This window comes from Arsenicicoccus sp. UBA2120, from assembly GCF_002330965.1.
Classification (GTDB): domain Bacteria; phylum Actinomycetota; class Actinomycetes; order Actinomycetales; family Dermatophilaceae; genus Arsenicicoccus; species Arsenicicoccus bolidensis.
This window is the reverse complement of sequence record NZ_DCYC01000096.1, coordinates 2659-28040: the sequence shown is the minus strand read 5'-3', so window position 1 is coordinate 28040 and position 25382 is coordinate 2659. Positions and strand designations below refer to the sequence as shown.

The following is a 25382-nucleotide window of genomic DNA, read 5'->3' as shown; positions in this document are numbered from 1 at the left end:
CGAGGACCATGAGAACCCGCCACCGTCAGCGGCGGGCGCTGCGTCATACGAGCAGGAGAGGGTCAGGCGCGGGTGGCGCCGTCCTCGCGGCCGGTGCCGCGGGAGTCGACCTCCAGCTCGCCCTGCAGGTCGATGCCGGAGCGGTCGTTGCCGGTGATGGCGGTGTAGGTCAGGCCGGCGATGACCGCACCGATGATCGGGGCGACCCAGAACAGCCACAGCTGGCCGAGCGCGCCGTCCTGGTAGAACGCGACGCCGAGCGAGCGGGCCGGGTTGACCGAGGTGTTGGACACCGGGATGGAGATGAGGTGGATCAGGGTCAGGCCGAGGCCGATGGCGATCGGGGCGAAGCCGATGGGGGCGCGGTCGTCGGTGGCGCCGAGGATGATGTAGAGGAAGAACATGGTGCAGACGACCTCGCACACGAGGACGGCGAGCATCGAATAGCCGGCGGGGGAGCCGGTGCCGTAGCCGTTGGCCGCGAAGCCCTTGGAGGCGTCGAAGCCGTCCTTGCCGGAGGCGATGAGGTAGAGCACGCCGCCGGCGGCGCAGGCCGCGAGGCACTGGGTGACGATGTAGGGCAGGACGTCCTTGACGTCGAACCGGCGGGCGGCGGTCAGGCCGAGCGTGACGGCCGGGTTGAAGTGGCCGCCGGAGACCTGGCCCACGGCATACGTCATGGTGAGGACGGTGAGGCCGAAGGCCAGGGCCACACCGGCGAAGGCGATGCCCATGTTGACCGGGTCGGACTTGTGCATGACGTGGGCCGCGAAGATCGCGGAGCCGCAACCGCCGAAGACGAGCCAGAAGGTGCCGAGGAACTCGGCGCCGAGGCGCGAGGCGAGCTTGGGCTGGGACACGGTGGTGCTCCTGAGGTGGTGGGTGGGGAGCGTCCCGGGGCGCACGATCGAGCTGTCCGTGGTGGCACCTCGGCGTGGTCGGCCGGTGGGCCGATCCCCGCGGGACGCGCGTCGTCGCGGTCTCATGGTGGCACGCCGACGCGGTGAGCGTGCGGTGTTCGGGTGAACTGCCGGGCGATTCGTCCAGGTTCCACCCGGTGGTGAAGCGGCCGCATCGTCACTGAGCGTATGGAATGACGCCGGCCCCGCAGGCGGTTCGTCATACCGGCTGGATAGGGTGAGGGCACCGCCCGCCGGGCCGCACCAGGTCGTCCTGGGCCGATATCTCGACGTTGAGATATCGTGGGCGTGAGCCGTGCCGACGGCACGCACCGCAGCGACGACTTTGGAGACTCTCATGACGTCACAGAAGATTGTGTGGACGAAGATCGACGAGGCGCCGGCTCTCGCGACCTACTCCCTCCTGCCGATCGTGCAGGCCTTCACCGGTGCCGGTGGCGTGGAGGTCGAGACGGCGGACATCTCCCTCGCGGGCCGCATCCTCGCGCAGTTCCCCGAGCGGCTCACCGACGAGCAGCGGGTGCCGGACAAGCTGGCCGACCTGGGTGCGCTGGCCCAGTCGCCCGAGGCCAACATCATCAAGCTCCCCAACATCTCCGCCTCCGTGCCGCAGCTCAAGGCCGCGATCAAGGAGCTGCAGGACAAGGGCTACGACATCCCGGACTACCCCGAGAGCGCCACGACCGAGGAGGACAAGGACGTCCAGGCGCGCTACGCCAAGGTCCTCGGCTCGGCCGTCAACCCCGTGCTGCGCGAGGGCAACTCGGACCGCCGCGCCCCCCAGTCGGTCAAGAGCTTCGCCCAGAAGCACCCGCACCGGCTCGGCGCCTGGGGCCAGGACGCCAAGGCCCGCGTCGTCGACATGGCGGGCGGCGACTTCTTCGGCAACGAGAAGTCGATGGTCATGGACCACGACTCGACCCTGACGATCACCCTGCGCGGCGCGGACGGCTCCGAGACGGTCCTCAAGGACGGCGTCGACGTGCTCGCGGGCGAGATCGTGGACGGCACCTTCCTGAGCGCGGCGGCGCTGCGCTCCTTCTACGACGAGCAGATCGCCGCCGCCAAGGCCGAGGACCTGCTGCTGTCGCTGCACCTCAAGGCCACGATGATGAAGGTCTCCGACCCGGTCCTGTTCGGCCACGCCGTGCGCGCGTTCTACGCCCCGGTGCTCGAGGAGTTCGCGGCGGACCTCGAGCAGGTCGGCTTCAACCCCAACCAGGGCATCGGCGACCTCTACACCAAGATCTCGGGCCTGCCCCAGGACACGCAGGACGCCATCACCTCGGCGATCGAGCGGCTGTATGCCGAGCGCCCGGCCCTGGCGATGGTCGACTCGGACCGCGGCATCACCAACCTGCACGTCCCGAGCGACGTCATCGTCGATGCGTCGATGCCCGTCGTCATCCGCGACTCCGGCCAGATGTGGAACGCCCAGGGCGAGCTGCAGCCGACCCTCGCGATGATCCCGGACCGCTCCTACGGCCCGATGTACCAAGCGGTCATCGAGGACTGCAAGCGCAACGGCGCCCTCGACCCCGCCACGATCGGGACCGTCCCCAACGTCGGCCTCATGGCGCAGAAGGCGGAGGAGTACGGCTCGCACCCCACGACCTTCGTCATCCCGAGCGCCGGCACGGTCGTCGTCACCGACGCCGAGGGCAGCACGCTCATGGAGCACCAGGTCGAGGCCGGCGACGTGTGGCGGCAGTCCCGCGTCCGCGACATCCCCGTCCAGGACTGGGTCAAGCTCGCCGTGACCCGCGCCCGCGCGACCGGCGCCCCAGCCGTGTTCTACCTCGACCAGGGCCGCGCCCACGACCGCAACGTCATCGCCAAGGTCGAGCGGTACCTCCAGGACCACGACACCGACGGCCTGGAGATCCAGGTGCTCGCGCCGGTCGAGGCGATCACCTACTGCCTCGAGCGGATCCGGGCGGGCGAGGACGCGATCTCCGTCACCGGCAACGTGCTGCGCGACTACCTCACCGACCTGTTCCCGATCCTCGAGCTGGGCACCTCCGCCAAGATGCTGTCGATCGTGCCGCTGCTCTCGGGCGGCGGGCTCTTCGAGACCGGCGCGGGCGGCTCGGCGCCCAAGCACGTGCAGCAGTTCGTCGAGGAGGACTACCTGCGCTGGGACTCGCTCGGCGAGTTCTCCGCGCTGGGCGCCTCGCTCGAGCACCTCGCCTCGACCTTCGACAACGCCAAGGCCCAGGTCCTGGCGGACGCTCTCGACGTGGCGATCGGGCGTTTCCTCGACGAGAACAAGTCCCCGGCCCGCAAGGTCGGCCAGATCGACAACCGCGGCAGCCACTACTACCTCGCGCTGTACTGGGCACAGGCCCTCGCCGCGCAGGACCAGGACGCCGAGCTCAAGGAGCGGTTCACGTCCGTGGCCGAGGAGCTAGCGGCCAAGGAGGAGCAGATCAACACCGAGCTGATCGGGGTGCAGGGCAACCCGGTCGACCTGGGCGGCTACTACAAGGTCGACGACGCCAAGGCGTCCGCGGCGATGCGGCCGAGCGCCACGCTCAACGCGATCATCGACGCGATCTGATCGGACGTCGCGGGCGTCAGCCTGCGCTGCATCGAGAGGCGACAGATCGGGGTCATCCGGTGCGGACAACCCCGATCTGTCGCCTCTCGACGTGGGGGAAGGGCAGGGGCCGGTCGGGTCAGCAGGTGTCAGCCGAGCCCTGTGGCGATGGCCTGCGCCGCGCGCGAGCGCAGCGCGGGGTCCGCTCGGACGGACCGCTCCAGCTCGACGTGCACGAAGTCAGCACCGACCGCCCGGGCGTGCTGCCCCTGGACGTTGGTGCGGGCGGCGAGGTCGGCGCACGTGGTCCCGTCATACACGCAGGTGCTGATGCCCTGGGACTCCAGCTCGCGGGCCACCCGCGTCGCGGTGGCGCCGGGCGTCGCGGTGCCGCTCGACACCACCGCGTCCGGATAGCCGGGGTGCCGGCGACGCGTGAACCCGTGGATCTGGACGACCACCCAGTCCTTGCGCACGAGCAGCATGTCGGTGCCGGCAAAGGCGGCGTCGGGTGCGTGGGCGACGTCCGCGTCGTCGCCGGCGCCGCGATCGGCCCCGGCCATGAGCAGGTAGCGCGCCGTCGAGCGGGCGTAGACGTCGGCGCCGATCTGGTCGGTCCAGGCGTCCGAGCGGGGGTGGGGGACCTCGATGGTGACCGGGCGGCTGCCCTGCTCGGGCCGGGCGACGTAGAGCCCGTCACCCGTCGTGGGCGTGCCCTGGGGCACGAGGGCGGCGACCTGCTGGTCCTTCCCGTCCAGGCGGAGCCCCGTCACGGCATACCCCTCGGGCACCCCCGGAGGACTCGCGAGGCTCGAGGGTCCCGGTCGCGCGGCCACCTGCGGCAGCTGCGCGGTCGCCTCGGCGATGGCCCTGGCCCGGGCCGGGTCCGTCGGGCCGGTGCTCGCGGGGGCGCGGTCCTGCACCGAGATGACGACGTCGACCAGCCGCTCCACCGAACCGCCGTCACCCTGGCCCGGCGTGCGGGCAGGCGAGGGCGCGGGCGCGGGCTGGGTGCAGGCCGCGGCGGCGGCCACGAGTGCTCCCACGGTCGTCAGGCGCAGGGCTCGGGGGGTGCCCCGACCCGACCCGTGGGGCCGACCCGACCCGTGGGGCCGACCCGACCCGTGGCGCCCGTCGGACGCAGGTGCCACCGTCACGGGCGCTCCGTCTCCTCGGTCCTGGGCAGGCTCGGCTCCGTCGCGCCGGCGAGGGCCGTGACGGGGCTGCTCGTCGCCCGCAGCACCGTGGGTTCGGTGGCGGCGGTCGGGGTGACCTGCTGCAGGGTGACGGCGGTGGCGCGCTCGGCGAGGACCGTGTCGAAGCGGGCGCTCGAGCCGCCCTCCTCGCCCCAGCGCACGAGGGACACGTCGTCGACGGCGAGGCGCGACCCGCGCACCGAGCTCTCGGGCGGCAGGAGGCGCAGCGCCGGCTGGACGAAGGTCGTGCCCGCGGGCGCCGTGACGTCGACGCGCACCTGCCGGCAGTCGTCGGCGTCGGAGCTGCTGGGCGGCACGGTCACCTCCGTCGTGGCGCTCGAGGGGCCTTCGGCTCCTGCATACCACGCGAGGGTGGCGCGCGACCCGGGGGAGGCGTGCCGCACCGCCGCGACGAAGGTCAGCCGTTGGCCGGCCTTGACCGGGATGCGGTGCTCCGGCGTCACGAAGGCGTCCTGGGTGCTGAGCGGGCTGCGGACCAGCTCGACGCCGTGCTAGGCCACCGCCTCGCTCGGCGTCGGTGCGCAGGCCGCGGCGTTGGTGCGGCGGGTGTTGGCGCCGAGGGTCCACAGCGCCGGCCCGCTGCCGCTGCGGGCGTCGGCCTCGAAGCGCCCGCTCCCGAAGAGCAGGTCGCTGCCCGCGAGGATGCCGTCAGGCCGGCCGGCGAGCTGCCAGCCCGGCGCCAGCGAGGTCGGCACGCCGGGGGTGAGCTGGACCGCGCGAGGCCTGGGCTCCAGCAGGGCGGAGCCGATGGTCGTGCCGGTGGCGTCGGCGTTGGCGGTCGTCGCGACGGAGCCGGCGGCGATGCGGCCGACCGCGTCCGCCAGGGCGGTGGTGGCCGGGCGCGGGGCGTAGCGGTCGATGACGAGCGGGTCGGCCTGCGTGTGGACGGGCCGACCGTCGTGCAGGTCGACGCGCACCAGGTAGGTCGGGAAGGTCGACCACAGGTCCTGGTCGAAGAGCAGGTTGCCGAGGCTCTCCGCGACGACCGCGCCGGACTGGGTGGTCAGCCCGCCGACGACGTGCGGGTGACCGTTCATGACGGCGGTGGCGCCGGCCTCGGCGGCCACCTGGGTCAGTCGTCGTATGACGGGCCGCTGCTGGCGCTCGTACTCCACGGCGCCATGGATCATCACGACGACGTCGTGACCCGCGGCGCGCTGCCGCTCGACGGTGCGGCGCAGGCGGCCCTCGGAGCACCGGGCGGCGCCGCCGGAGCTGCCCTGGGCGACGTACGGGTGGGACGAGGGCAGCCCGTCGACCGTGGTGCAGCCGACGTAGGCGACCGTGCGACCGCGGACCGGCACCTCGAGCGGCGTCCACGCCTCGTCCTCGGTCCGCCCCGCGCCGAAGTGGCGCACACCGGCGTCGTCGAGGGCCGTGAGGGTGCTGGCGATCCCGGCCGCCCCACCGTCGTTGACGTGGTTGTTGGCGAGGGACACGACGTCCACGCCCGCGTCGCGCAGGGCCTGCGCGGTCTTGGTGCTGCTCGCGAAGGCGATCTCCTTGGTCGGGTTGAAGCCGTCGGGCCGCTTGGCGCCCTCGGGCCAGTAGAGCTTGGCGACCAGGGGCGTCTCGAGGTTGACCGCGGTGAGGTCGGCGTCCTGCAGGAGCGGGGTGATGCCGTCGAGCAGCCGGCGGTGGTCCTCGACCGTGGAGGCCTCGGTCAGGAGCGCGGGCCCGGAGGCGCTGGGCTCGTAGAACCGCCGGCCCATCATGACGTCGCCGCCGAATCTCAGCGTGACGGTGTCGAACCCGCTGGCGGGCAGGACGGCGCGGGAGGCCTCCGCGGCGTGCAGGCGTAGGGTCCGCTCGCCGTGCCCGGAGGCCTCGACGTGGGCGTAGCCGTCGCGGGACAGCGGCACGGCCGCCCGCCCGGCGGCGTCGGTGGTGGCCGACCCCTCGTCGGTGCGGACCCGGGCGCCGGCCAGCGGGGTCCCGCGGTCGTCGACGACGTCCACGGAGACGGTGGGGCCGGTCGGGCCGGGTGCCGGAGCCTGCTCGTGGACGAGGCCGAGGGTGCCGGCCACGACGAGGGAGGCGGCGACGACGGGCCCGCCCCAGCGGGTGAGGTGGGTGCTCACAGCCAACCTCCTGCGGTGGCGATCGCGGCGGTCAGGGTGGCTCCGGCATACACGCCGGTGGCGGTGAGCCCGGTGCCCCAGACGGTGCGCTCCCAGCCCTGGCGCTGCACGTCGTTGGCGATGAGGGAGGGGACCATGATCGTGGCGGCGGTGAGGCCGCGCCACGGCACGAAGTCACCGTGGCTGCGCCAGGTCATGGTGATCTCGGTGGCCCAGGCCACCACCGAGCCCACGAGGAGCAGCGCCGACAGCTTGCGCCGGCCGAACAGCAGCAGCCGCGGCATGAGGACGTGGACGACGATCGCCCACGTGACCAGGGCGACGACGGCGGTGAAGAGCAGGTCGGACCAGCGTGGCCCGACCAGGGCGAGGTAGGCGCCGGTGATGAACCCGCCGGAGCGGAGCCCCAGCTTCGAGTACACCGCCATGCCGACGAGCACGCTCATGGCCACGGCATACAGCAGCAGCTCGCGGTGGTAGCCGAGGACCGAGGCGAGGTGCTGGGGCTGGTCGACGTTGGAGCCGGGGGCGATCGCGAGGACCGCGGAGGCGAGCCAGGCGACGACGCCGAGCGAGCAGGCGGTGGCGATCACGACGCCGACGGTGCGGCCGGGCTTCTGGCGAGCCATGTCGTGGGCGAGGATCCCGGGGACCAGGAAGCCGATGCCGGTGATGCCGAGAAGCATCGGGTCCAGCCGTCCGCCGAGGTGCGCGAGCCCGGTGGTGACCATGATCAGGGCGAGCCCGACCAGCACCTCGATCTCGAACTTCCTGCGGCCGTAGAGGATCCGGCGGCGGCCGATCACCTTGTTGACGATGAGGTAGGTCAGGTAGCCGAGGGCGATGGTCACGATCACGGCGATGGGCCGGCTGAGGGCCAGCGAGAGGTAGGCGGGGACGATCGCCCCGCCCGTGGTCAGCTGGATCCGCTCGTAGACGAGCATGCTGACGACGACGCCCGCGAGGATCGTGAGGCGAACGACCTCGGGGGTGAAGGAGTACTCAGGCACGCAGGGCCTCCGCGCGGCGGGTGTGGCTGATGCCGGACACGATCCGCTGACGTCCGAGCGGCGCGCGGGCGAGCAGGCGGGCCTCGGCGATCTCGTCGTCCTGCGCGTCGCCGAGCAGGTGCGCGAAGTGCTCGATGAGCAGCTCGGCCTGGTCGGTGTGGATGTTGACCATGCCGACGAGCACGCCGTCGCGGCCGGGCACGAGGTCGACGATCGTCTGCAGGATCTGGTCGAGCGACGGCTGGACGGTCTCGCCGAGCTGGTGGATGCGCTCGCGGCCGTAGCCGCGCTCGACCATGGTGGCGGTCACCGTCTCCTCGTAGGCCCCGAAGGTGATGACGTGGTCGAGGAACTCGTCCAGGTCGTCGGGGACCATGTGGGAGAACAGCTCGGCGCGCCGGCCGCGGTCGTGGCGGTTGTTGAGTATGCCGATGACGGGGGCGTCCGGCGGGAACTGCGCCTGGAGGTTCTGGAAGGTGAGGATCACGCTCTCGCGGTCGTTGGCCGCGAACAGCGGGACCCACAGGATGCGCTTGCCGAGGATGTCGTAGGTCCGCAGCCGCACGACACCCACGTCCGGCACCGACTTCCACATGCCGCGGATCGCCACCTCGCGCGGGATGTCCAGCAGCCGCGCGACGGTGAGGCCGATGGCGACGTTGTCGCGGAACTGCAGGTAGTCGAAGCCCCGCATGTCCTCGTCGGTGACCTCGGCGGGGTCGGCATACATCAGGGTGCTGCCACGACGAGCCGCGTTGACCGCCAACCGGTCTCGCAGGTGCTGGCGGCCCTCGCCGGTGACCAGGATGCCGCCGGTGGGGATGGTCGCGGACAGCGAGTCGGCGATCTCCTCGAGGGTCTCGCCCATCTCCTCCTGGTGGTCCTCGCGCACGTTGGTGATGACCGTGATGTCGGAGCGGACCATGAACTCCTGGGAGTACTGCTGGTAGAGCGGGCGCACGGCCATGCACTCGATGACCAGCGCCTCGACGTCGCGCTGGACGTGCTCGGCGACGACGTCGATCTGCTCGTTGATGGTGGCGGCGCCGCGGCGGGCGATGGGCGTCTCGTGGCCGTTGGGGGCGATGACGCGGGCGGCCGAGCCGGTCGTCTTGGCCACCGTGACGTAGCCGCCCTCGCGCAGGACGCCCGCGAGCAGCCGCGTGACGGTGGACTTGCCGCGGATCCCGTTGACGTGCAGGCGACGTCGAGCTGGTCGAGGCGGCGGCGGTGGGCCTGGGTGGCGCTGCGCCAGTAGGTCATGATCGCGATGCAGAGCAGCAGCAGCACCCCGACGCCGACGAGCGAGCGGGTCATCGCACGACCTCCGCCGGCTGCTCGTCGCGCAGGGCCGCACGGGCCTCGTCGAGCAGGTCCGAAGCGGTCGTATGCCGACCCGCCAGCTCCACGACGGCGCACCGCAGGGTGGCGACGGACCCGACCTCGACGGCACCCCCACGCCCGCGGTCGCGGACGGACAGCACCGGGGCCTCCTGCACGAGGAGCCCGGCCAGAGCAGCGGCCCCCCGCTCGTCGGTCTCGGGGAGGACGGCCGCCACGCTGCCGGCGTCGAGCGCGAACGGTGCGTCCGAGCGGCGGAGGCGGTGCTCGACGAGTCGGGCGACGGCGCGGCGGGTCGCCTGCAGCAGCGCCTCGTCCACGTCGGCGGAGCGGGGCTCGACCTCGAGGGCGACGACGGCCAGCGGGCGGTCGTGGCGGCGGGCGCGGGCGATCTCCTCGTCGGCGCGCAGCTCGGCGACGTCGGCGGGCAGCAGGCCGAGGGAGGCCAGGGCCGGCTGCACGTCGGCGGGGCGGCCTCGCTCGAGGGCCCGCCGGTGGGCGCGGGCGGAGGCGCCGAGCAGGCCGGCGACCCAGCCGAGCACGACGAGGGCGCCGACGATCATGACGAGGGCGGTGAAGTGGGCGTTGTCCCAGGTGCCGAGGCGCTGGATCGTGACGACGCCGGCCGCGGCGGTGGCCACGCCGACCCCGAGCCCGAGGAAGCCGTCGGTGAGGAGCCCGGCGACGACGGTGACCACGACCAGCCCGACGAGGACCGGCCTGGCGGCCCCCGACTGGGACATGACGGCGGCGCTGGCGGCCGCGGCGGTGACCGCGAGCAGGGCCGCGCCCGTGTGGAGCTCAGTCCAGCGGTGCTGCGTCGGTGCCACGTGCGGCCTCCTTCGGGGCGAAGCGGAGGCGGGCGAGGGCGTAGGCGGCGGCGAAGACGGCGCCGGCGCCGACGGCGTGCAGCAGCAGGCCGGCGGCGGGGCCGTCGAGGGGGAGGGGCATGAGGACTCCGGGCGAGCGGGCAGGGGCATGCGTCAGCCCGGACCTTGAGGGGCCCGGGCTGGCGTCTATGGCGTATGGACTAGAGAGTATGACGCTGCGTCACACCCACAGGTTATTTGAAGGATCAATGATCCAGTCGGCCCTTGTCCTGCGCGTACAGCAACCATTGGTCACGGCTCGCGATTCATTCCACGCCCCGCCCGGACCTACCTCAGGTAGGCACGTCCGCCTGGGTTCGCACGCCAGGCGAGTGTGACTACCTGAGGTAGGTACATCCGCCTGGGTTGGCACGCCAGGCGAGTGTGACTACCCGAGGTAGGTTCACCAGTTGCGCTGCGTCAGAGCCGTCGGCAGGGCCTTCCAGGTCGGTCGCATCACGTAGGTCGTGCCGCCGGAGCGGGCCCACGCGTTCTCGAGCTGCGCGCGGTTGTAGGTCTTGCGGACGTAGGCGTTGGACGCCCGCATCCCCGACGCCGGGTCGTTGACCACGACGTTGCCCGCCGAGTCGAAGCCGACGATCACCATCAGGTGCCCGTTGGTCCCGAACCCCGCGCCCGACAGCTGCGAGCTGGTGAACGACGTCGAGATCGCCAGCGGGATGCCCGCCTTGATGAAGCGCTCGGCCTCGTTCAGCGACCGCAACCGCGTGACGAACGCGTCCAGGCCCCGGGTTCCGGCATACGCGGTGTTGAAGGCCCAGTTGCCCGAGCCGTTGTAGCCGTAGTCGAAGACCTTGGCGACGGCATGGTCGACCTGCGGGTTGGCGTGGGGCTTGGGGTTGACCCAGGCGACCTCGGTGCTGGTGGGGCCGGCCTTCCAGTAGTCGAGGATCATCGCCGTCGACGTGCCCGAGCACCAGGCCTCGCCTCCGCCGTTGAGGGACGGGTAGTGGCCGGTGTGCACCATCTGGCTGTAGGTCGGCACGCCGAGGACGACGCCGCGGGCCACGCCGACCGGGCTCACCGGGACGCTGCTCGTCGAGCCGGTGGGGATGGCCGAGGACATGACGTTGGCGGCGGTGACGGTGGGGGTCGCGGTCCAGCCGGCGGGGCGATAGAGGGTCACCCGCAGCCGCCAGCTCTTGAACGCGTAGCCCGCCTTGGCGCGCAGCGTGTCCGTCGCGACGGTGGCGTAGGCGTCGGACTGACCGTTCACGGTCGTGCGGTAGGGGGAGCCGGGCTGGATGTCGGACCAGCGCCCGAGCGAGAACCATGCGGTGGTGGCGCCGGTGGTGGTGATCGCCTGCACCCAGACGGAGATCCAGGTGCCGCCCGGCGTGATGGCCCGCCACGAGGGGATGACCTGCGTCATCGCGAACTCCGGCGTGTACCACCCGGTCGTCCACGTGCCGTGGTCATAGGTCCGCGTGGTGCGCGGGCCGTAGGGGTCGGTGTAGGTCGTGCGCCCCTGCGGGCTGCCCATGACGATGGAGCCGTTGGTGTAGCGGGTGCCCGTGTGGTAGCCGCCGCTGAGGGCGGAGCCGAGGCAGCGCCAGAGGCGGACGTTGCGGGCGGCGGCGGCCTGAGCCGTCGGGATGCCGAGGGGGAGGGCGAGGGTCGCGGCGGCCGCACCGGCACCGCCGAGCAGGGCCCGACGTGAGGGGGAGAAGTCGGTCATGGGGGGACTGTATGACGCAGAGTCATCATCCGTCACGCAAAGTGTTGAACGTTCACCCGCCGGCGGCAGGTGCATCGACCGGTCTTGGTTCCCCAGGCTGATGCCTTTGCCCGCGGCGGGTCAGGCGGGCGTCATCGGGGTCAGGCGGGGGTACGGCGGCGCCAGGCGGCGATCCCGGCCAGCAGTGCACCCACCGCGAGGAACGGCAGTCCGTAGCGCCAGGTCTCCGCATCCACCCGCGTCGCCAGCAGCAGGCACGAGAGCAGTCCGAGCACGGGCAGGACCACCGGCGCGCGGAAGTGGCGCTGCGAGACCTCGTCGCGGCGCAGCACGAGCACCGCTAGGTTCACGGCGGAGAAGACCACGAGCAGCAGCAGGACCATGGTGCTGGCCAGCACCTCGATCGTGCCCGTCAGCGCGAGCAGCAGCGACAGCGCCGTGGTGGCCAGGATGGCGACCCACGGGGTGCGGCGCTGTGGCAGCACCCGCTCGAGCGCCGAGGGCAGCAGGCCGTCGCGAGCCATGCCATAGGCGAGGCGCGAGGACATGATGCCGGTGAGCAGGGCACCGTTGGCGACGGCGACGAGCGCGATGACCGAGAACAGCACCGGGGGTATGCCGCCCGCCGCCTTCACGATCTCCAGCAGGGGAGCGCTCGAGGACGCCAGCTGGTCGGTGGGCACGATCGCGCTGGCGGCGACGCCGACGCCGGCATAGACCAGCCCGGCGACCACGAGGGCTCCGAACAACGCCCGCGGGTAGGAGCGGGCGGGGTCCTTGGTCTCCTCGGCGACGTTCGCGCTGGTCTCGAAGCCGGCGTAGGCGTAGAACGCCAGCACGCTGCCCGCCAGCACGGCGCTGATCGGAGAGTGCTCCGCGGTGCCGAGCTGGGTCAGCCGGCTGAGGTCGCCGTCGCCGCGCGCGATGACGACGATCCCGAGGATCACGATGAGCACGAGGCCGCCGACCTCGATGATCGTGGCGACGGCGTTGGCGCCCATCGACTCGGAGATGCCACGCGCGTTGAGCGCCGCCAGCAGGGCGAGGAAGACGACCACGACGCCCACCGTCGGTAGCGTCACGAAGGCCGCCAGGTAGTCGCCCGCGAAGCCCAGCGCCAGCGCACCGACCGAGACGATGCCGGCCGCGAGCATGCAGAAGCCGACCAGGAAGCCGACGAACGGCCCGAACGCGCGCGTGGCGTAGTGCGACGAGCCGCCCGCGCGCGGGTACTTCGTGGCGAGCTCGGCGTAGGACGCCGCGGTGAGCAGCGCCAGCAGCAGGGCCACCACCAGAGGCACCCAGACGGCGCCTCCCGCGGTGCCGGCGATCTTGCCGGCGAGGACGTAGACGCCCGCCCCCAGCACGTCGCCGAGGATGAACAGGAACAGGCCGGTCGTCGTGACGGCGCGGCGCAGCGTGGGAGTGCCCGAGGACGTGGCCTCGGGGGCGTTCTGGGTGGGCATGCGGTCACGGTACGACCTGGCGCGGGCCGTGGGCGGCTTGGCGGTCGATGGGTCCTGGCGAGCGGCGTCGCGCAAGCGCCCGCCAGCTCGTTCGGCGCCCTAGCGTGGTCGCATGGCAGCGTCCAGCGACCCGCTCTCGCCCGGATCTTCCGAGCCGCGGAGCATCACCCTGCCCGGCATCCTCCTCGGTGTGGGCCTCGGCGGCTTCGTCGACGGGATCCTCCTGCACCAGGTGCTGCAGTGGCACCACATGCTGACCAGCGCGTCGACGGCCAACATCCCCATCGGCGACTACCCGGCCACCACGGTGCACGGGCTGCAGATGAACACGCTGTGGGACGGCCTGTTCCACACCTTCACCTGGCTCTGCGTCCTGGCCGGGCTGGGGATCCTCTACGCGCGGATCACGCACGACCACCGCCGGGCCTGGGCCTCCCGTGTGCTCTGGGGCTGGATCCTGGCGGGGTGGGGGCTCTTCAACCTCGTCGAGGGCATCGTCGACCACCACGTCCTGGGGATCCATCACGTCGTCAGCGGCCCCCACCAGACACTGGCGGACCTCGCCTTCCTGGGGCTGGGCGCTCTTCTGGTCCTCGGCGGCTGGCTCTTGCAGCGGTCGGCTCGGCCGGGCGTCGTGGCTGACGGCGCGGTGGTCATCGGCCGGGAGGGCTCACCCGGCGACCGAGGCCCGCGGTGATCCTTGCTCATGGCGGTGCCGCCTCCACCGGTGGGCCGGAGGCCTTCCTGCCCGCCGTCGTCCTGGGTCTCACCGCTGCTGCTGCAGGGTCGTATGCCGTGCTGGCCCGCCGCCAGGCGCGCCGGCACGGGTCCTGGAGCGGCTGGCGCACGGTGAGCTTCGTCACCGGGGCAGGCCTGCTCGGGATGGCGCTGGTGCCCGCGCTGTCCCCGTTCCCGGCCGGCGATTTCCGGGGGCACATGCTGCAGCACCTGCTGATCGGGATGTACGCACCGCTGCTGCTGGTCATGGGTGCCCCTGCCACGTTGCTGCTGCGCACGCTGCCGCCACGGCACGGGCGGGTGCTCGGACGACTGCTGCACGTGGCGCCGCTGCGCGTCGTCACCCACCCGGTCACGGCCCTCGTGCTCAACCTCGGCGGTCTCCTCGTCCTGTACCTCACCCCCCTCTACGTCGCCACAACCCAGCGTCCTGTCCTGCACCACCTCGTGCACCTGCACTTCCTTGTCGCCGGGTATCTCTTCGCCCACGCCATCGCCGGCCCTGACCCGGCCCCGCGTCGACCATCCGTCACCGCCAGGCTGGTCGTCCTCGGGGTGGCTGTCACCGGGCACGCGGTGCTGTCCCAGCTGCTGTATGCCGGAGCGCTCGTCCAGGTGCCCGTCTCGGCGGTCGAGCTGCGGGGCGCGGGGGAGCTCATGTACTACGGCGGGGACATCGCCGAGCTCCTGCTGGCGCTCGCGATGCTGACCACGTGGCGCCGGCCCAGAGCCGCCGGCCGGCGTCATCTCGCTGCGGGGCGGCAGGCGACCGCACAATGGTGAGCACCGGGGCCACCCACCGGCGCGCACCTCGCCGCCGCGACCGGCCCCTCCGTCGAGAGGCACCGACATGAGCGACACGACCGGCCAGCGCGCGGCGAACGACGAGGACCGACGCGACGAGGCTCGACGCGACGAGCGGGTGGAGGGCGCCGACGGCACGGCCGGCGACGGCGGGGGCGAGGTGTCCGAGACCGGTCTCGGCGGCACGGCTCCCGACGGTGGCGCGGACGCGGTTCCGAGCGAGCACACCACCCCCGGCCAGGACGGAGCCGATGTCTGAGCACGGGGCCGACCCAGCGCCCGCAGCGCCCACCTCGCTGCCTAGGCCCTTGTCCAGCGCGCTGTCCCTGCCCCGATCTCTGCAGCGTCGCATCGGCGAGGCCGTGCGGGAGAAGGTCGCCGGCGCCGACGCCGTGGCCGCCCACGACCGCATCTGGGGCACGCCCGGCGAGCGGTGGTTCACCGAGGACGACCCGATCTGGCGCGTGCACGGTGACGCGTCGATGTTCGCCGCCGGGATCACGGCGCTGCTGCTCCAGTCCCTGCACCCCTCCGCCATGGCCGGGGTCGCGGGGCACAGCGGCTATCGCGGCGACCCGTGGGGGCGGCTGCAGCGCACCAGCCACTACCTGGCGACCACGACCTTCGGCACGATCGAGCACGCGGAGCAGGCCATCGCCACCGTCCGCAGCGTGCACGAGCGCGTCCGGGGCAAGGACGACCTCGGCTGGCCCTATAGCGCGAGCGATCCGCACCTCCTGCGTTGGGTGCACGTCGCCGAGGTCTGGTCCTTCCTGACCGGGCACCAGCGCCACGGTTCGCGGCCCCTCACCCCGGCCGAGGCCGACACCTATGTCGCCCAGACCGCCATCCCCGCCGCCCGCCTCGGGGCCGGGGACCTGCCGGCGACCGTCCGCGAGCTCGAGGAGGCGTTGGCCGGCTACCGGCCCGAGCTGCGGGTGACTCCTGCTGCCCGGGACGCCGCCGACTTCCTGCTGCGCGAGCCGCCGCTGCCGCGTCCGGCGCGTCCCGGCTATCAGCTGCTGGCGCGAGGCGCGGTCGACCTGCTGCCGGGGTGGGCCCGCGACGAGCTGGGCCTCGCCCGCCCCGCGCTCGCAGCCCCCGCCGGTGCAGTGGGCACCCGGCTCGTCCGCTGGGGCCTCAGCGCCGTTGGCTGACCCGCCCCGCCCTCTCGCCCCGCACCCCCACCAGCCCCGCACCCGCACTCGCACCCGACGCCATTGGTCACCAATCACGTCCCAGCGGCCCTTATGAACGATCCAAACGTCACTGGTGACCAATGGAGTCGGGGTGCGGGCGGTGCGGGCGGTCTGCGACCACTCTGGCTCACCCCAGCGACAAGATCAGGCGAGGCGCTCGGCCGGAGCCGCCGCCGTGGCCACGAAGTGCTGCGGCGCGCCCAGCCCCGCCTCGGCGAAGGCCCGCGCCACCGCGGCCGCCACCTGGTCACCGGTCCCGCGGCGCACCAGGGCGATCGCGGAGCCGCCGAACCCGCCGCCCGTCATACGCGCTCCCAGGGCACCCTCGGCGCGGGCGGTGTCGGCGACCAGGTCGAGCTCGGTCCCCGTGACCTCGTAGTCGTGGCGCAGCGACTCGTGGGACGCGTCGAACAGCCGCCCCACCTCGGCGAAGTCGCCGGCCGAGAGCGCCTCCACGCAGTCGCGGACCCGCTGGATCTCGGTGACCACGTGCCGCACCCGACGGCGCTGCACCTCGTCGTCCAGCCGGGACAGCGTCGACTCCAGCTCGGAGGACGCGATCTCGCGCAGCGACACGATCCCCAGCGCCTCGGCGGCGGCCTCGCAGGCGCTGCGGCGCTCGCCGTACTGGCCGTCCGTCAGGGCATGCGTGGCGCGGGTGTCGACGACGAGCAGCTCGAGGTCGTGCGCGTCGAGGTCGAAGGGCACCAGGCGCGTCGACCCGTCGCGGCAGTCGAGCAGCAGCGCGTGGCCCTCGGCGCAGCGCATCGCGGCGGCCTGGTCGAGCCCGCCGGTGGGGGCCTCGGCGATGACGTTCTCGGCGCGCATGCACACCTCGGCGAGCCGTGATCGGCCCTCGTCGGAGTCGAGCAGCCCGAGGCCGAAGAGGTCCGAGGCGGCGGCCCCCACGCAGCCCTCGAGCGCCGCCGAGGAGGACAGGCCCGCCCCGATCGGCACGTCGGAGGCCACGGCGACGTCCAGGCCGTGCACCTCGTGACCCGCGTCCCGCAGCGCCCACAGCACCCCGGCCGCATAGGACGCCCACCCGCCCGGCGTGCCGGCGGCGACGTCGGAGAGCTCCACCTCCGCGCGGCTGTCCGGTATGTCGGCGGACACCAGCACGAGCCGGTCGTCGTCACGCCGTCGGGCTGCGGCATACGCGCGGTGGGGCAGGGCGATGGGCAGGCACAGGCCGTCGTTGTAGTCGGTGTGCTCGCCGATGAGGTTGACGCGTCCGGGGGCCGCCCAGACCCCGGACGGCTCGGCCCCGAAGGTCTCGCGGAAGGTCTCCTCGGCGCGGTCGCGTGCGCTGGTCACGGTGTTCTCCTCACGGTGCGATCGCACGGTGCGATCCTCATGGGTTGTGCTCAGGTCGGGTGGCTCGGTGCGACGAGTCTCGCCGAGCGCAGCTCGTCCAGCGCGGTCAGACCGACGCCACGACGACGTCGGGGACGTGCTCGGACAGGGCGGCCCGGTCGTGGTCGCCGAGCAGCGAGTCGGTCACGACGACGTCGGCGCGGCTGAGCGGGACCACGCCGGCGAGAGCGACGACGCCCGCCTTGGTGTGGTCGACGAGCACGACGAGGCTGCGACCGCAGTCGATCATCGCCTGGGCCGTGGCGACCTCGGCGAGGTTGGGGCAGGTGAACCCCGCCTCCGGGTCGAAGCCGTGGAAGCCGTGGAAGACCAGGTCGACGTGCAGCCCCCGCAGCGCCGAGATCGCGACCGGTCCCACGAGCGCGTGGGAGCGGGTGCGCACGCCTCCGGTGACGACGACCTGGCTGGAGCGGGGCAGCGCGTCGAAGAGCAGGTCCGCGGTGTCCGTGCTGTTGGTCACGACGGTGAGGTCCTCGACGTCCGCCACGGTCGCGGCGAAGGCGTAGGTCGTCGTCCCCGCCGAGATGGCGATCGTCATGCCGGGCTTGACCAGCTCACGGGCGGCCTGGGCGATGGCCTGCTTGGCGGCGAGCTCGCGGGTCGCCTTGGCCGCGAAGCCCGGCTCGTCGCTGGCGCCGGGACCGACCGAGGTGGCGCCCCCGTGCACGCGACGCACGAGCCCGAGCCGGTCGAGCTCCTCGAGGTCGCGCCGGATGGTCATCTCCGAGACGCCGAGGGCGTCTGCGACGTCGACGACCCGGATGGCGCCCGACGACTGCACCTCCTTGAGGAGGGTGTCCCTGCGCTGGTGGGGGAGCACGGACCTCAGTCCCTCTCGGTCCCGGTCTCGCGGATGACGGCGATCCCGCCGGCGGCCAGCTCGACGCGTCCCTCGACCGGGGCGTCCGCCACGACGTCGTGCCCCGACGCCGTCACCTCGGCGGTGGTGTCGCCGTGGTTGATCGCGAAGAGCCAGGACCCGCGGTCGCCGGACCGCCGCACGAGCTCGACGCCGGGTGACGCCTCGGCCACGCGGTCGATGCCCGCCTCCGCGCGCAGCCCGTCGAGCAGGCGGCGCCAGCCCTCGTCGTCGAGGAGGGTGCTGACGTATGTCGCCGAGCCGCCGCCCTCGACGCGGCGGCGGGTCACGGCGGGGCCACCGTCGAGCGGCCCGTCGGCGTAGCGCGCCAGCACCTCGCAGTCGACGGCGTCGAGGTCCTCGGACCACACGGTGCCGGTCGTGCCGTCGTCGAGCCGCACCTGCTCGCCGACGCGGAGGGGGGAGAACTCCTGGCAGCGCACGCCCAGCAGGTCGCGGAACGCGCCGGGGTAGCCGCCGAGGCGGATGTGGTCGTGCTCGTCGACGATGCCGGAGAAGTAGGTGACGACGACGTGCGCCCCGCGTGCGGCGGCGTCGGCGACGGCGGTGGCGTGCTCGGCGCGCACGAGATAGAGGGTGGGGACCACGACGACGTCGTAGCCCTCGAGGTCCGCGCCCGGGTGCACGACGTCCGCCGTGACGTGCAGGTCGCGCAGCGCGCGGTGCACCGCCAGCGCGGCGTCCGGGTAGTCGAGGGCCTCCGACGGCAGGGCGGGTCCGCCGGCGGCCCACTGCGCCTCGTAGTCCCACAGGACCGCCACGCGTGCCTCGACGCGGCTGCCGAGGAGGTCCGGCATACGGCCGAGGATCTCGCCGAGGCGGCTGACCTCGGCGAACCGACGGGTGTCCGGGCCGGCGTGGGGCAGCATCGCCGAGTGGTACTTCTCGGCGCCGGCCCGCGAGGCCCGCCACTGGAAGTAGCCCACGGTGTCCGCGCCGTGCGCGACGTGGGACAGGCTGTCGCGCAGCAGCTGCCCCACGGGCTTGGCCGGGTTGACGGGCTGCCAGTTGACCGCGCTGGTGGAGTGCTCCATGAGCATCCAGGGCCGGCCCCCGGCAACGCCGCGGGTGATGGCGGCGGACAGCGACAGCTCGGCGGTGGGGTCGGGCAGGGCGTCCACCCGGTAGTGGTCGGTGCTGACCACGTCCACGTGCGAGGCCCAGGAGTGGTAGTCGAGGTGACGGAACCCGGTCATCGTCATGAAGTTGGTGGTGACGGGGACGCCGGGCGACAGCTCGCGCAGGACCGCCAGCTCGGCGTCGTGCTGGGCGAGCAGCTGGTCGGACTGGAAGCGCTTGTAGTCCAGGACCTGCGTGGGGTTGTTGATCGTGGGCGTGGCCCGCGGGGGCAGGACGTGCTCCCAGTCGGTGTAGCGCTGGCTCCAGAAGGCCGTCCCCCACGAGTCGTTGAGCGCCTCGAGGGTGCCGTGCCGGGCCTGCAACCAGGTGCGGAAGGCCGCCGCGCAGCGGTCGCAGTAGCACGGGACGTTGTGGCAGCCGTACTCGTTGGACACGTGCCACATCGCGAGGGCCGGATGGTCGTGGTAGCGCCGGGCCATCTGGGCCGTGAGCGCGACGGCGTGGTCGCGGAACGTCGTCGAGCTGGGGCACCAGGCCTGCCGCGAACCCTGACCGAGCACGTGCCCCTCGCGGTCCACCGGGAGCGTGTCGGGGTGCTCCTGGCTCAGCCAGACCGGCGGGGCCGCGGTGGCGGTGGCCAGGTCGACCGCGATGTCCGCGGCCGCCAGCTTGTCCATGATCGTGTCGAGCCACTCGAACTCGTAGACGCCCGCCTTGGGCTCGAGCCAGGACCAGGAGAACACCCCGAGCGTGACGAAGGTGACCCCCGCCCGGTGCATGAGCTCGACGTCCTCGTCCCACGTGCTGCGGGGCCACTGCTCGGGGTTGTAGTCCCCGCCGTAGGCCACGCCGTTGTCAGGCCACTGTCGCATGCGGTCCATCGTGTGAGACATTGTGCGAGTTGTCAACAGAAGTGCACATAGGTCTTGACAGGGGCTGGCGTGCGGGTGAACGAACGTCGCCAACTGAGCGGAAATGTGTGAGTGGCGACTTTGCTATGACCGAGCCGCACATCGCACGCCCCGCTACTTCATCGTCGAAGGAGCCGTCATGCCGCGTCCGTCCTCCGAGGGCGAGTACCTCGCCTCGCTGGTCCCCTCCTCCGTCCGCGCGCACCAGCCGAGCCGCCGGAGCATCCTCAAGGGCGTCGCCGGGTTGGGGGCGGCGGCCACGCTGCCCGCGCTGCTGGCCGCCTGCGGCGGTGGCGGCGGCTCGTCGTCCGGCTCCGCCACGGGCACCCTCAAGCTCGGGTCCAACCAGTCGGACGCGGTGCCCAAGGCCGCGGTGGAGGCGATCGTCAAGGGCTTCGAGGCCGCCAACCAGGGCCTCGACGTCGCGATCAACACCATCGACCACAACTCCTTCCAGGAGAACATCAACACCTACCTGCAGGGCTCGCCGGACGACGTGTTCACCTGGTTCGCCGGCTATCGCATGCGCTTCTTCGCCGAGAAGGGGCTGATCGGTGACGTCTCCGACGTCTGGGGCTCCGGCGCGGCCTACAGCGAGGCGGTCAAGAAGGCCTCGACCGGCGCCGACGGCAAGCAGTACCTCGTGCCCACGACCTACTACCCGTGGGCGGTCCACTACCGCAAGAGCGTCTTCGACAAGCACGGCTACACGGTGCCCAAGACCCTCGACGAGCTCGTCGCGCTGGCCGGGCGCATGAAGAAGGACGGGCTGGCGCCGATCGCGTTCGCCGACAAGGACGGCTGGCCGGCGATGGGCACCTTCGACATCCTCAACCTGCGCGTCAACGGCTACGACTTCCACGTCAACCTGATGGCGGGCAAGGAGGACTGGTCGGGGGCCAAGGTCAAGAAGGTCTTCGACGTGTGGCGCCAGCTGCTCCCGGTCCACCAGCCCGACTCGCTCGGACGCACCTGGCAGGAGGGGGCCCAGTCGCTGCAGAGGGGCCAGTCCGGCATGTACTACATGGGCACCTTCCTGGCGCAGCAGTTCGCCAAGGGCGCCGAGCAGGCCGACCTCAAGTTCTTCAACTTCCCGGAGATCGACTCGACCATCGGTGCGGACGCCATCGACGCCCCGATCGACGGCTACATGATGTCCAAGCGCCCCCGCAACCAGGAGGGCGCCAAGAAGCTGCTCGGCTACCTCGCGACCGGTCCGGCGCAGGACACGCTCGTCCAGGCCGACCCGTCCGTCATCGCCTGCTCGGACCAGGCCACGACGGCGAAGTACACGCCTCTGCAGAAGGCCTCCCTGGACTTCGTCGAGCAGGCCAAGTCGATCGCCCAGTTCCTCGACCGTGACTCGCGGCCCGACTTCGCCTCGACGGTCGTGACCCCCGCCCTGCAGTCGTTCATCAAGAACCCCGGCGACGTCGACTCGATCGTGAGCCAGATCGAGAAGCAGAAGAAGACCATCTTCACCTCATGAGCACCACGACAGCGTCGACGCGTCGCCGCCCTTCTCGTCGGGGGACGCGGTTGTCGGGAGGGGACCGGGTCACCATCGCGCTGATGGTCCTGGTGCCCACCCTCGTGGTGGTCGGCCTGGTGTGGCTGCCCGCCATCGCGACGGTCGTGCTGTCCGTCTTCGACTGGGACGGCCTCTCGCCGTTCTCCGAGGCCGTCCCGGTCGGCGGGCAGTTCTACGACGAGGCCGTCAACACCTATCCGGCGTTCTGGCCCGCCATCCAGCACAACCTGATCTGGCTGGCGGTCCTGTTCTTCGTCGCGACGCCGCTCGGGATGTTCCTCGCCGTGCTGATCGACCGCGAGTCCCGGGGCACCAAGTTCTACCAGTCGTCCTTCTACCTGCCGGTCGTCCTGTCGATGGCCCTCGTCGGCTTCATCTGGCAGCTGATGTTCTCCCGGGACCAGGGCTTCATCAACGCCGTCACGGGGTGGACGATCGACTGGTACGGCGACTCGAGCTACAACCTGTGGGCCGCCCTCATCGCGACCACCTGGCGGCACACGGGCTACATCATGCTGCTCTACCTCGCCGGCCTCAAGGGCGTCGACCTGTCGCTGCGGGAGGCGGCCAAGGTCGACGGGGCGGGGGAGCGTCAGACCTTCTTCAAGGTCGTGTTCCCGGTGCTGGCCCCGATCAACATCATCGTCCTGGTCGTCACGGTCATCGAGTCCCTGCGGGCCTTCGACCTCGTGTGGGTCATCAACAAGGGACGCAACGGCCTCGAGCTGATCTCCACCGAGGTGACGCGCAACATCGTCGGCGAGGCCCAGCGCATCGGCTTCGGCTCGGCGCTGGCGACGATCATGCTCGTGATCTCGTCCCTCTTCATCGCCGTCTACCTGCGCATCGTCATGAAGGAGGAGAAGTGAGCACCACGACCGAGGTGCTGCGGCCCAGCGGCCGGCGCCCGATGACCGCGGGCCGGTGGGCGACGCACGGCTTCCTGCTGGTGATGGCCCTTCTGTGGCTGTTCCCGCTCGGCTACGCCGTGCTCGCCAGCCTGCGGTCCTACGACTACACCGCGCAGCACGGCTATCTGTCCTTCGGCGGCTTCACCCTCGACAACTACCGCAACGCCTGGGAGCAGGCCGACTTCACGCAGAAGTTCCTCAACTCCGCCATCATCACGGTGCCGGCGGTGCTGCTGACCCTGGCCCTGGCCTGCTCCATCGCCTTCGTGGTGGCGCGGTTCAGCTCGCGGTGGAACCTCGTGCTGCTCGCGGTGTTCACCGCCGCCAACCTCCTGCCCCCGCAGGCGCTGCTGATCCCGGTCTTCCGGCTCTTCCAGCGGGCCGAGGTGCCCTTCTGGTTCAGCGACTCGGGCACCCTGCTGGACAGCTACTGGGGGCTGATCATCGTCAACGTCGCCTTCCAGACGGGCTTCTGCGCCTTCGTGCTGAGCAACTACATGAAGACCATCCCCAAGGAGCTCTACGAGTCGGCGATGGTCGACGGGGCCAGCGTCTGGCGGCAGTTCTGGCAGATGACGCTCCCGCTGTGCCGACCGCCGCTCGCGGCTCTGGCGACCCTCGAGGTGACCTGGATCTACAACGAGTTCTTCTGGGCGACGGTGCTGATGCAGAGCGGTGACAAGTACCCCGTCACCAGCTCGCTGAACAACTTGCGGGGCCAGTTCTTCACGGACAACAACCTCGTCGCGGCGGGCTCGCTGATCGTGGCCGTGCCCACCCTCGCCATCTACTTCGCCCTCCAGAAGCACTTCGTCGCCGGGCTGACCCTCGGGGCGACCAAGGGCTGACGGCCGTCGAGTTGCCCCCGACACCCCCTGGACACGAAAGTGGTGCCATGAGCCACGACGGACTCGCGCGCGCGCAGCAGGTCATGACCGACGCCGGGGTCCACCCCACGGCGATCGAGGTCTTCAGCCACTACTACGGCGAGCTGGAGGGCGGGGCCACCGGCGTCATCCTCGAGGACTCGATCCGGCCGTTGACCGACCCGCCGTCGTTGGAGGCGGCCGACATCGACGAGGAGACGGCGCGCGAGGCGCTGGGCCGGACCGTCGTGATCAAGCTCAACGGCGGGCTGGGCACGTCGATGGGCATGAGCAAGGCCAAGTCGCTGCTGCCCGTGCGGGACGGCAAGTCCTTCCTGGACATCGTGGTGCAGCAGGTGCTGGCGGCGCGCGAGCGCTACGGCGTGCGGCTGCCGCTGCTGCTGATGGACTCCTTCAACACGCGGGCCGACACGCTGGCCGCCCTGGAGCACTACCCCGACCTGCAGGTCGAGGACCTCCCGCTGGACTTCCTGCAGAGCCAGGAGCCCAAGCTGCGCACGGACGACCTGACGCCCGTCGAGTGGCCGGACGACCCGCAGCTCGAGTGGTGCCCGCCGGGCCACGGCGATCTCTACCCCTCGCTGCTGTCCTCCGGCATCCTGGCGGCGTTGCTGGACAAGGGCTTCCGCTACGCCACGGTCAGCAACGGCGACAACCTCGGCGCCTCCCCGGACGCCCGCCTCGCCGGCTGGTTCGCGTCCTCGGGCGCGCCCTACGCCGCCGAGGTGTGCCAGCGGACCGCCATGGACCGCAAGGGCGGTCACCTCGCGATCCGCAAGGACGACGACCAGCTGATCCTGCGCGACACCGCGCAGACCGCGGACGACGAGATGGACTTCTTCACCGACGAGCACCGCCACCCGTTCTTCCACACCAACAACCTGTGGCTGGACCTGCAGCGCCTGCACGACGAGCTGACGGCGCGCGACGGCGTCCTCGGGCTGCCGCTCATCCGCAACGTCAAGACCGTCGACCCCAAGGACGCCAGCAGCCCCGAGGTCTACCAGATCGAGTCCGCGATGGGCGCGGCCGTCGAGGTCTTCGAGGGGGCCCAGGCGATCGAGGTGCCGCGCAGCCGCTTCCTCCCGGTCAAGACGACCAACGAGCTCATGCTGCTGCGCTCGGACGTCTACGACCTGCGCGAGGACGGCACCCTGGCCATGCAGGTCGACGCGGCGCCGGTGATCTCCTTGGACAGCAAGCACTTCAAGCGGATCGGCGACTTCGAGCAGCGGGTGCCGGAGCGCCTGCCGTCGCTGCGCGAGGCGACCCGGTTCACCGTCGAGGGGGACTGGTCCTTCGGGGACGACGTCGTCGTCAAGGGCGACGTCACGCTCCCCGACGAGGGCGCGCCCAGCCGCGTCGAGGACGGCGCCGTCCTGCAGGGCTGAGACACCGGCCGTATGCCGGGGACCGAGCGGTTCCGGCATACGGCCTGGGCTCCTGCCACCCCTGACCGGACCCGCCCGCACGACCCAACACCGCCCGGACCACCCCCCCCGACCTGCCAGAATGAGAGCCATGTCCTCCCAGCTCACCGCCCGCCCGCGCACGCTGTCCGGCATGCAGCCGACCTCCGACTCGCTGCATCTCGGCAACCATCTCGGCGCGCTGGTCAACTGGGTGGCGCTGCAGGAGCAGTTCGACGCGTTCTACTTCATCGCCGACCTGCACTCCCTCACGGTGGCGACCGACCCCGAGCTGATCCGGCGACGCACGCGCGTCACGGCGGCGCAGTACCTCGCGGCGGGCGTCGACCCCGAGCGCTCCACGCTGTTCGTCCAGAGCCACGTCTCCGAGCACACCGAGCTGTCGTGGATCCTGTCCTGCCAGACCGGGTTCGGCGAGGCCAGCCGCATGACGCAGTTCAAGGACAAGACCGCCAAGGGCCACGCGGCCAACGTCGGGCTGTTCACCTACCC

General features: G+C 71.9%; 22 protein-coding genes and 1 pseudogene. 10 read left to right on the top strand and 13 right to left on the bottom strand.

The window, feature by feature from the left end:
* Positions 1-62: 62 nt before the first annotated feature.
* The gene (gene aqpZ / locus B2P18_RS16670; protein WP_286961653.1) at positions 63-860 is read right to left on the bottom strand and encodes an aquaporin Z; all 798 of its coding nucleotides are present in this window, start codon (positions 858-860) and stop codon (positions 63-65) included.
* Between the two features lie 397 nt (positions 861-1257).
* Here aqpZ and B2P18_RS16665 point away from each other — a divergent pair, with 397 nt between their 5' ends.
* Positions 1258-3480 carry an NADP-dependent isocitrate dehydrogenase gene (locus B2P18_RS16665; protein ID WP_286961652.1) on the top strand — a complete coding sequence of 741 codons (2223 nt, stop codon included), beginning with the start codon at positions 1258-1260 and terminating at the stop codon, positions 3478-3480.
* A 128-nt stretch (positions 3481-3608) separates the two neighbouring features.
* On the opposite strand, the gene B2P18_RS16660 is transcribed toward B2P18_RS16665, so the two are convergent.
* The 9 genes from B2P18_RS16660 to B2P18_RS16620 form a co-directional block, all read right to left on the bottom strand.
* A complete protein-coding gene (locus B2P18_RS16660) occupies positions 3609-4505 on the bottom strand; it encodes a hypothetical protein (RefSeq protein WP_239265209.1) in 897 nt (298 codons plus the stop codon).
* 107 nt (positions 4506-4612) lie between these two features.
* Positions 4613-5119, bottom strand: a complete 507-nt coding sequence (locus B2P18_RS16655; RefSeq protein WP_286961651.1) for a hypothetical protein — start codon at positions 5117-5119, stop codon at positions 4613-4615.
* 48 nt (positions 5120-5167) lie between these two features.
* Positions 5168-6757, bottom strand: coding sequence for a CapA family protein (locus B2P18_RS16650; RefSeq protein WP_286961650.1), 1590 nt, complete (start codon positions 6755-6757; stop codon positions 5168-5170).
* Complete coding sequence (locus B2P18_RS16645; RefSeq protein WP_029212058.1) at positions 6754-7767, bottom strand: poly-gamma-glutamate biosynthesis protein PgsC/CapC; 1014 nt, start codon at positions 7765-7767, stop codon at positions 6754-6756. Before B2P18_RS16645 ends, B2P18_RS16650 begins: the two co-directional genes overlap by 4 nt.
* Positions 7760-9124, bottom strand: coding sequence for a poly-gamma-glutamate synthase PgsB (gene pgsB, locus B2P18_RS16640; RefSeq protein ID WP_286961649.1), 1365 nt, complete (start codon positions 9122-9124; stop codon positions 7760-7762). Before pgsB ends, B2P18_RS16645 begins: the two co-directional genes overlap by 8 nt.
* Entirely contained in the window at positions 9081-9938 is an 858-nt protein-coding gene (locus tag B2P18_RS16635; RefSeq protein ID WP_286961648.1) for a hypothetical protein, read from the bottom strand. Before B2P18_RS16635 ends, pgsB begins: the two co-directional genes overlap by 44 nt.
* Positions 9910-10059 (bottom strand): hypothetical protein, encoded by a 150-nt coding sequence (locus B2P18_RS16630; protein WP_019284199.1) that lies wholly within the window; start codon positions 10057-10059, stop codon positions 9910-9912. The genes B2P18_RS16635 and B2P18_RS16630 overlap by 29 nt, the downstream gene beginning before the upstream one ends.
* 321 nt (positions 10060-10380) lie before the next feature.
* Complete coding sequence (locus tag B2P18_RS16625) at positions 10381-11676, bottom strand: C39 family peptidase (RefSeq protein ID WP_286961647.1); 1296 nt, start codon at positions 11674-11676, stop codon at positions 10381-10383.
* Positions 11677-11816: 140 nt separating this feature from the next.
* Positions 11817-13142 carry an APC family permease gene (locus tag B2P18_RS16620; protein ID WP_019284197.1) on the bottom strand — a complete coding sequence of 442 codons (1326 nt, stop codon included), beginning with the start codon at positions 13140-13142 and terminating at the stop codon, positions 11817-11819.
* Between the two features lie 112 nt (positions 13143-13254).
* Here B2P18_RS16620 and B2P18_RS16615 point away from each other — a divergent pair, with 112 nt between their 5' ends.
* The 4 genes from B2P18_RS16615 to B2P18_RS16600 all read left to right on the top strand — a co-directional run bounded on the left by B2P18_RS16615 (position 13255) and on the right by B2P18_RS16600 (position 15841).
* Complete coding sequence (locus tag B2P18_RS16615; RefSeq protein WP_019284196.1) at positions 13255-13839, top strand: DUF2243 domain-containing protein; 585 nt, start codon at positions 13255-13257, stop codon at positions 13837-13839.
* Complete coding sequence (locus B2P18_RS16610) at positions 13836-14663, top strand: cytochrome c oxidase assembly protein (protein WP_239265193.1); 828 nt, start codon at positions 13836-13838, stop codon at positions 14661-14663. Before B2P18_RS16615 ends, B2P18_RS16610 begins: the two co-directional genes overlap by 4 nt.
* 67 nt (positions 14664-14730) lie before the next feature.
* The gene (locus tag B2P18_RS16605; protein ID WP_029212063.1) at positions 14731-14943 is read left to right on the top strand and encodes a hypothetical protein; all 213 of its coding nucleotides are present in this window, start codon (positions 14731-14733) and stop codon (positions 14941-14943) included.
* Positions 14936-15841, top strand: a complete 906-nt coding sequence (locus B2P18_RS16600; RefSeq protein ID WP_286961646.1) for an oxygenase MpaB family protein — start codon at positions 14936-14938, stop codon at positions 15839-15841. The genes B2P18_RS16605 and B2P18_RS16600 overlap by 8 nt, the downstream gene beginning before the upstream one ends.
* Before the next feature lie 186 nt (positions 15842-16027).
* Here the strand turns inward: B2P18_RS16600 and galK are convergent, their stop codons facing one another.
* The 3 genes from galK to B2P18_RS16585 form a co-directional block, all read right to left on the bottom strand.
* Positions 16028-17200 carry a galactokinase gene (gene galK, locus B2P18_RS16595; protein ID WP_029212065.1) on the bottom strand — a complete coding sequence of 391 codons (1173 nt, stop codon included), beginning with the start codon at positions 17198-17200 and terminating at the stop codon, positions 16028-16030.
* Positions 17201-17306: 106 nt separating this feature from the next.
* Positions 17307-18080, bottom strand: a complete 774-nt coding sequence (locus B2P18_RS16590; RefSeq protein WP_286960017.1) for a DeoR/GlpR family DNA-binding transcription regulator — start codon at positions 18078-18080, stop codon at positions 17307-17309.
* A 5-nt stretch (positions 18081-18085) separates the two neighbouring features.
* Positions 18086-20092, bottom strand: a complete 2007-nt coding sequence (locus B2P18_RS16585; protein ID WP_286960018.1) for a beta-galactosidase — start codon at positions 20090-20092, stop codon at positions 18086-18088.
* 178 nt (positions 20093-20270) lie between these two features.
* On the opposite strand from B2P18_RS16585, the gene B2P18_RS16580 reads away from it, so the two are divergent.
* From B2P18_RS16580 to B2P18_RS16560, 5 genes and pseudogenes are all read left to right on the top strand, one after another.
* The gene (locus B2P18_RS16580) at positions 20271-21620 is read left to right on the top strand and encodes an ABC transporter substrate-binding protein (RefSeq protein ID WP_029212068.1); all 1350 of its coding nucleotides are present in this window, start codon (positions 20271-20273) and stop codon (positions 21618-21620) included.
* A complete protein-coding gene (locus tag B2P18_RS16575; RefSeq protein WP_034253217.1) occupies positions 21617-22531 on the top strand; it encodes a carbohydrate ABC transporter permease in 915 nt (304 codons plus the stop codon). Before B2P18_RS16580 ends, B2P18_RS16575 begins: the two co-directional genes overlap by 4 nt.
* Positions 22528-23421: a carbohydrate ABC transporter permease gene (locus tag B2P18_RS16570; RefSeq protein WP_029212070.1), complete on the top strand. Its 894-nt coding sequence runs from the start codon at positions 22528-22530 to the stop codon at positions 23419-23421. The genes B2P18_RS16575 and B2P18_RS16570 overlap by 4 nt, the downstream gene beginning before the upstream one ends.
* Before the next feature lie 47 nt (positions 23422-23468).
* A complete protein-coding gene (locus tag B2P18_RS16565; RefSeq protein ID WP_286960019.1) occupies positions 23469-24851 on the top strand; it encodes a UTP--glucose-1-phosphate uridylyltransferase in 1383 nt (460 codons plus the stop codon).
* A gap of 121 nt (positions 24852-24972) precedes the next feature.
* A pseudogene (locus tag B2P18_RS16560) lies at positions 24973-25382 on the top strand (tryptophan--tRNA ligase); the annotation flags it as partial.

Excerpts from the sequence above, each read along its gene's own strand:
- B2P18_RS16605 (WP_029212063.1), top strand. The coding sequence starts at position 14,731 with ATGAGCGACACGACCGGCCAGCGCGCGGCGAACGACGAGGACCGACGC.
- B2P18_RS16665 (WP_286961652.1), top strand. The coding sequence starts at position 1,258 with ATGACGTCACAGAAGATTGTGTGGACGAAGATCGACGAGGCGCCGGCT.
- B2P18_RS16580 (WP_029212068.1), top strand. The coding sequence starts at position 20,271 with ATGCCGCGTCCGTCCTCCGAGGGCGAGTACCTCGCCTCGCTGGTCCCC.
- B2P18_RS16600 (WP_286961646.1), top strand. The coding sequence starts at position 14,936 with ATGTCTGAGCACGGGGCCGACCCAGCGCCCGCAGCGCCCACCTCGCTG.
- B2P18_RS16565 (WP_286960019.1), top strand. The coding sequence starts at position 23,469 with ATGAGCCACGACGGACTCGCGCGCGCGCAGCAGGTCATGACCGACGCC.
- B2P18_RS16615 (WP_019284196.1), top strand. The coding sequence starts at position 13,255 with ATGGCAGCGTCCAGCGACCCGCTCTCGCCCGGATCTTCCGAGCCGCGG.
- B2P18_RS16625 (WP_286961647.1), bottom strand. The coding sequence starts at position 11,676 with ATGACCGACTTCTCCCCCTCACGTCGGGCCCTGCTCGGCGGTGCCGGT.
- B2P18_RS16575 (WP_034253217.1), top strand. The coding sequence starts at position 21,617 with ATGAGCACCACGACAGCGTCGACGCGTCGCCGCCCTTCTCGTCGGGGG.
- B2P18_RS16585 (WP_286960018.1), bottom strand. The coding sequence starts at position 20,092 with ATGCGACAGTGGCCTGACAACGGCGTGGCCTACGGCGGGGACTACAAC.
- B2P18_RS16620 (WP_019284197.1), bottom strand. The coding sequence starts at position 13,142 with ATGCCCACCCAGAACGCCCCCGAGGCCACGTCCTCGGGCACTCCCACG.
- B2P18_RS16630 (WP_019284199.1), bottom strand. The coding sequence starts at position 10,059 with ATGCCCCTCCCCCTCGACGGCCCCGCCGCCGGCCTGCTGCTGCACGCC.